The organism is Pseudonocardia lacus, from assembly GCF_018531445.1.
GTDB lineage: Bacteria > Actinomycetota > Actinomycetes > Mycobacteriales > Pseudonocardiaceae > Pseudonocardia > Pseudonocardia lacus.
On record NZ_JAHDTH010000322.1, the window covers coordinates 1 to 5757 of the forward strand.

A 5757-nucleotide genomic window follows, 5' to 3' on the forward strand; every position below is an offset into this window, starting at 1 on the left:
GACGAGCGCCCGGTCGCCGCGGGCGGCGCCGGGACGGGGGCCCGCCCGCTGCTCGCCGGCGACCGCGGCGGGTTCGTCGACCGGCACGGCCTGTGGTCCGACGAGCAGTTCGCCGCCGCGGCGCAGCTGCGCCGGGTGGTCGACGAGCTGGGCCTGGAGATGGTCCGGGTCTGCTTCACCGACCAGCACGGAGTCCTGCGCGGCAAGACGCTCACCCGCGCCGCGCTCCCGGGCGCGCTGCGCTCCGGCATCACCGCGCCGTCGTCGCTGCTGCTCAAGGACACCGCGGGCCGCACCACCTACCCCGTCTTCGAGGCGCTCGCCCTGGACGGCCACACCGGGTTCGCCGGCGCCGGGGACGTCGTGCTGGTCCCCGACCCGACGACGTTCCGGGTGCTGCCCTGGTCGCGGCGCACCGGCCTGCTGCTGGCCGATCTGCACCACCCCGACGGGCGCGCGGTGCCGTTCTGCACCCGCGCGCTGCTGCGCTCCCAGCTCGACCGCCTCGCCGAGCGCGACCTCGCGCTCACCGTCGGCACCGAGCTGGAGTTCCACGTCCTCGCCCCGGCCGACGCGCCGTTCGACGCGCTGGACGCCGAGCGCACCAACCGCCCGGGGCGCCCCGGCGCCGCCCCGGCGGTCCGCCCGACCACTCCGGGTGCGCAGCTGCTCAAGGCCGACACCCTCGACGGCGTCGACGGGCTGGTCGAGGAGCTGCACCGCGGGCTGACCCTGCTGGACCTGCCGCTGCGCTCGATCGAGCTGGAGTTCGGGCCCAGCCAGTTCGAGGTCACCCTGGACGCGGGCGACGCCGCGAAGGTCGCCGACGACGTCGTGCTCTGCCGGACCGCGATCAAGCAGGTGTGCCGCCGCCAGGGCCTGCACGCCACGTTCATGTCGCGCCCGCTCGGCGCCGACAGCGCGTCCGCCGGCTGGCACCTGCACCAGTCGCTGCGCCGCCCGACCACCGGTGAGCCGGTGTTCGCCGCGACCGCGCCGGGCGAGCCGCTGTCGAGCACCGGGATGGCCTGGCTGGCGGGGCTGCTGGAGCACGCCGCGCCCGCCACCGCGTTCACCACGCCGACGGTCAACGGCTACAAGCGCTACCTGCCGCACTCGCTGGCCCCGGACCGGGTGGTGTGGGGTCGGGACAACCGCGGCGCGATGGTGCGGGTGGTCGCCGGGCACGACGGCGCCGGAGCGCACCTGGAGAACCGCTGCGGGGAACCGGCCGCCAACCCCTACCTGCACATCCTGTCGCAGGTGGTGTCCGGTCTGGACGGGGTGGACCGCGACCTCGTGCCCGGACCGCCGAGCGAGAACCCGTACCGCGAGGGCGCGCCCCGGCTGCCGGCCACCCTCGGCGAGGCCGTCGACGCGCTCGACACCGCCGCGGTGTTCCGCCGCGCCCTCGGCGACGCCGTGGTGGACTGGTACGTGCACCTCAAGCGGGCCGAGTTCGCCCGCTACCTGGCCGAGGTGTCGGACTGGGAGCAGCGTGAGTACCTCGACCTCCTCTGAGACCCGCTCCGCGCCTGCCCCCTCCGGCGGCGCGCTGGTCGACCAGGTGGCCGCGCGGATCCGGGAGCGGATCCTGTCCGGCGACATCCCGATCGGTGCCCAGCTGCGCCAGGCCGAGCTGGCCGTCGACTTCGGGGTGAGCCGGATGCCGGTGCGCGAGGCGCTGCGCCAGCTGCAGACCGGCGGGCTGATCGAGGTGCACCCCAACCGCGGCGCGACGGTGCGCGTCCCGGCCCCGTGGGAGGTCCGCGAGACCTACGAGGTGCGCGCGGAGCTGGAGGCGCTGGCCGCCCGCCGCGCGGTCCGCCGCCTCACCCCCGCCCACCTCGACCGGCTGCGCACCCTCAACGCCGACATGCGCGCGCGGGCCGACCGGGGCGGCGGTGGTCCCGACCCGGATCCCGCCCGCCGCCACCGCGGCAACGAGGCCTTCCACGCCGTCATCGCCGCGTGCTCGGGCAACGGCCGGCTGCAGCGCGCGATCGACGAGCTGCAGGCGGCCTACCCCCGCGACATCCTGGCCCGCCTGCTGGTCGACGACCCGCGCTACTGCGCCGACAACTTCGCCGAGCACGACCGCATCATCGACGCGCTCGCCGCCGGCGACGCCGAGGCGGCCGGCTCGCTGGTGCGCGAGCACGTGATCCAGGCGGGCGAGCAGCTCGCCCGCTGGTTCGAGCAGCGCTCGTCGACGGTCTTCCACCACCACCGCGGCTGAGGCGCGCGGCGCGGTGTGGTCCACTTCGGGGGCGTGTTGAGTAGGGTCGGGCGCGAAGCTCGACGTCCGATACCACGGGGGTGCTGGTGGGGTCCGCAGATCCGTTCGACCCGACCAGACCGAACGTGGCCAGGGTCTGGGACTACTGGCTCGGCGGGAAGGACAACTTCGCGGTCGACCGCGAACTGGCCGAGAAGATGCTCGCGCTCCACCCGGCGAGCGCGCAGATGGCCCGGGAGAACCGGGCCTTCCTGCGCCGCGCCGTGCGGTACGTGGCCGCCCGCGGGGTCGAGCAGTTCATCGACGTCGGCGCCGGCCTGCCGACCGCGCTGAACACCCACGACATCGCGCACGGCGTCACGCCGGGCGCCCGGGTCGCCTACGTGGACAACGACCCGGTCGTGATCGCCCACGGCCGCACCCTGCTGGCCCGCAGCCCCGGGGTCACGGTCGTCCCCGGCGACGTGCGCGATCCGCGCGCCATCGTCACCGACCCCGAGCTCACCGACCTCGTCGACCTGTCCGAGCCGGTCTGCGTGATCCTCTCCGCCATCCTGCACTTCTCCGACGCCGCGACCGCCCGCGACATCGCGTCGGTGTTCATCGACGCGATGGCCCCGGGCAGCTACCTGATCGTCTCGGTCGGGTCGGGCGCCCCGCGGGAGGGCAACCGGTTCGCCTCGGCCTACACCGCCGCGCGGATCCACATCCACTCGCGCGCGGAGGTCACCACCTTCTTCGCCGACCTCGACCTGGTCCCGCCCGGCGTGGCCCCGGTCCGCTGCTGGCAGGGCGACGACCCCGCGCCCGCCCGTCCCCCGCGCTCGGCGTCCTTCCTGGGCGGCGTCGGCCGCAAGCCGGCACGCCCGGTGTAGATCCGGAGGCGGGCCGGTGGAACGCCCGTGCACGATGACCCGGTGGCGCGTCCGGCCCGACGGCGAGGCCGAGTTCCTCGACGCGGTGCGCGAGCTGGCCGAGGTCCTGATGCGCCTGCCCGGGCGGCCGGGAGAGCTGACCCTGGTGCGGAGCGCCGACGACCCGACGGTGTTCCACTCCATCGGCTGGTTCCACAGCCAGGGCGAGCTGGAGGCGATGCGTCAGGACCCCGACGCGCGCAGACTGCTCGACCACCTGGTCGCGATCTGCGCGGAGTGCCGGCCCACCGCGCACCACGTCGTGCACACGACGGCGGGACCGCCCGCCGGTGCTCCGGCGTAGCCGCTCACCGGGGCCGGCGCGCCATGACGTAGAGCCGGTCGGTGGCCACCTCGACCTCGGGCAACGGGGAGCGCAGGTACCACTCGACGTCCACCAGCCCGGCGGCGGTGACGGCGTCGACCACCTCGGACGCGTCGTGCAGCACGAACTCCAGGTCGACGGCGGCGCCGAAGAGCTCGTCGACGTGGCGCACCTCCTCGCCGACGTGGACGGCGAACGCCAGCAGCCCACCGGGGACCAGCACCCGGGCGAGCCCGGCGACCACGCCCGGCAGCTCGGAGCCGGCCATGTGCACGAACGCGTACCACGCGGTGATGGCCGACCACCCCGCGGCGGCGCGCGGGCGCAGCAGGTTCGCCAGGTCGCCCACCTCGAACTCCAGCTCCGGGAACCGGCTCCTGGCCTGCTCGACCATCGCCGACGACAGGTCGAACCCGACCACCCGCGCCCCGGACGCCGCCAGCCGCGCGGCGACCTGACCGGGCCCGGTGCCGACGTCGGCGACCGGTCCCCCGTCCGCCTCGCCGGCGACGCGGTCGAGCAACCAGCTGTCGAACGGCTTGCGCGCCAGCTCGTCCGACAGCTCCCGCGCGTAGCCCGCCGCGGCGGCGTCGTACCCGGCGACCACCCGGGCGTCGCGGGCCGCGGTGCCCTCGGCGATGACGACGTCCCGGTCGACGGCCGGGGGCGGGGGCGCCGACTCCGGCAGCGGGCCGAGCAGGTGGGCCCACCGGCGGTCCTGCTGGCCCAGCCCGCGCTCCAGCTCGACGACCAGCGGCTCGGCCTGCTCGGCGAGCCCGCGGAGCGCGGCCTCCACCTCGGCGCGGTCGCCGAACGGGTGCAGCCGCGCGGTGCGGGTGCGCAGCTCGCCGGGGGCCTGCGGGCCGCGCAGCAGCAGCACGGTCAGCAGCGCCAGCTCGGGCCCGCCGATCCCGAGGTGCTCCTCGAGTCGCTGGTGGAACTTGACCACCCGCGACCCCGCCCCGCTCCACACCGGCCGGACCAGCTCGCGGTCCCGCAGCTCCTTGAGCGTCGCCTGCAGCAGCGGCTCGTCGTAGTCGGTGACGGGATCGCGGTTGCTCGTCTGGTTGCACGCGGTGCGCAGGGCGTTGAGGGTGAGCGGGTAGCTCGCCGGGACCGTGCGCTGCTTCTCCAGCAGCGCCCCGAGCACCCGCTGCTCGACGGCGGACAACTGCGGTCGCGACTCGGCCACGCGCCGAGCGTAGTACCGCCGCGATGGGCGGCTGCGCCCGTCAGCCGGTGGGGCCGACGCGGCCGTCGCGCATCTCGACGACGGCGTCGAACTCATCCAGGCGGGCCCGGTCGTGCGTGATGAGCAGGACGGTGCGCCCGGCGGTGGCGGCGAGCAGGTCGTCCAGGACGGCGTCGCGGGTGGCGGGGTCGAGGTGCGCGGTCGGCTCGTCGAGCACCAGGACCGGCGGGTCGGCCAGCAGCGCGCGGGCCAGGGCCAGCCGCTGGCGCATGCCGCCGGAGAGCCGGTCGCCGTGCACGCCGACCTCGGCGTCCAGGCCGCCGGCCGGGGCGAGGGCGCCGGTGAGCCGCACCCGGTCGAGCACCGCGGCGAGGTCGGCGTCGGTGGCTTCGGGGCGGGCCAGCGCCAGGTTGGCGCGCAGGCTGCCGGCGAACACGTGGGGGTCCTGGGGGACGCCGCCGATCACCGTGCGGGCGGTGTCGACGTCGAGGTCGCGCAGGTCGACCTCGGAGCGGCCGTCGGGGCCGGTGAGGACGACGTGGCCGGCGTCCGGGTCGCGGAAGCGGAACAGCACCGCGGCCAGCGTGCTCTTGCCCGCACCGCTGGGGCCGACGAGCGCCACCCGGCGCCCCGGGGCCAGGTCGAGGTCGAGGCCCCGCAGCGCCCAGGGCCCGTCCGGGTCGTAGCGCACGCCCAGGTCCCGGATGCGCAGGCCGACCGGACCGCGGGGCGGCGCCGCCCCGGTGTCCGGCCGCGCGGACACCGCAGGCGGGGTGTCCAGGACGTCGAACAGCCGCGCGCCCGAGGCCCGCAGCGACCCGAGGCGGGCCGCGACCCCGGGCAGCGGGGCGACCACCTCGAACGCGGCCAGCGCGGTCAGGGTGAGCACGGCCAGCGGCACCGCGTCGAGGGTGCCCCCGGCGACGGCGACCACGCCGAGCAGCAGCACCGCGGCCACTGTCAGCCCGGCGACCAGCGTCGACGCGCCGGCGCCCAGGCCGAGCAGCGCGGCGTCGCGGCGGGCGGTGCGGGTCAGCCCGCCGTCGGCCGCATCCGCCCTGGCCAGTGCGCTGTCGACGGCACCGTG

6 protein-coding genes are annotated in these 5757 nt (G+C 76.5%); 4 read left to right on the forward strand and 2 right to left on the reverse strand.

Annotation, left to right across the window (positions count from 1 at the left end; genetic code table 11):
* The 4 genes from KIK08_RS36820 to KIK08_RS36835 form a co-directional block, all read left to right on the forward strand.
* Positions 1–1521, forward strand: a 1521-nt coding sequence (locus KIK08_RS36820; RefSeq protein ID WP_214407943.1) for a glutamine synthetase family protein, incomplete at its 5' end; no start/stop codon positions are given.
* Positions 1499–2239, forward strand: coding sequence for a GntR family transcriptional regulator (locus KIK08_RS36825; protein ID WP_214407944.1), 741 nt, complete (start codon positions 1499–1501; stop codon positions 2237–2239). The genes KIK08_RS36820 and KIK08_RS36825, both read left to right, overlap by 23 nt.
* Before the next feature lie 86 nt (positions 2240–2325).
* On the forward strand, positions 2326–3114 hold the full coding sequence (locus KIK08_RS36830) for an SAM-dependent methyltransferase (protein WP_214407945.1): 789 nt from the start codon (positions 2326–2328) through the stop codon (positions 3112–3114).
* 34 nt (positions 3115–3148) lie between these two features.
* Positions 3149–3457 carry an antibiotic biosynthesis monooxygenase family protein gene (locus tag KIK08_RS36835; RefSeq protein WP_214407946.1) on the forward strand — a complete coding sequence of 103 codons (309 nt, stop codon included), beginning with the start codon at positions 3149–3151 and terminating at the stop codon, positions 3455–3457.
* A gap of 4 nt (positions 3458–3461) precedes the next feature.
* Here KIK08_RS36835 and KIK08_RS36840 read toward each other — a convergent pair whose 3' ends face one another.
* Entirely contained in the window at positions 3462–4670 is a 1209-nt protein-coding gene (locus tag KIK08_RS36840; protein WP_214407947.1) for a DUF480 domain-containing protein, read from the reverse strand.
* A gap of 40 nt (positions 4671–4710) precedes the next feature.
* Positions 4711–5757: amino acid ABC transporter ATP-binding/permease protein (locus KIK08_RS36845; RefSeq protein WP_214407948.1), on the reverse strand; the 1047-nt coding region annotated here is incomplete at its 5' end.

Excerpts from the sequence above, each read along its gene's own strand:
- KIK08_RS36835 (WP_214407946.1), top strand. The coding sequence starts at position 3,149 with ATGACCCGGTGGCGCGTCCGGCCCGACGGCGAGGCCGAGTTCCTCGAC.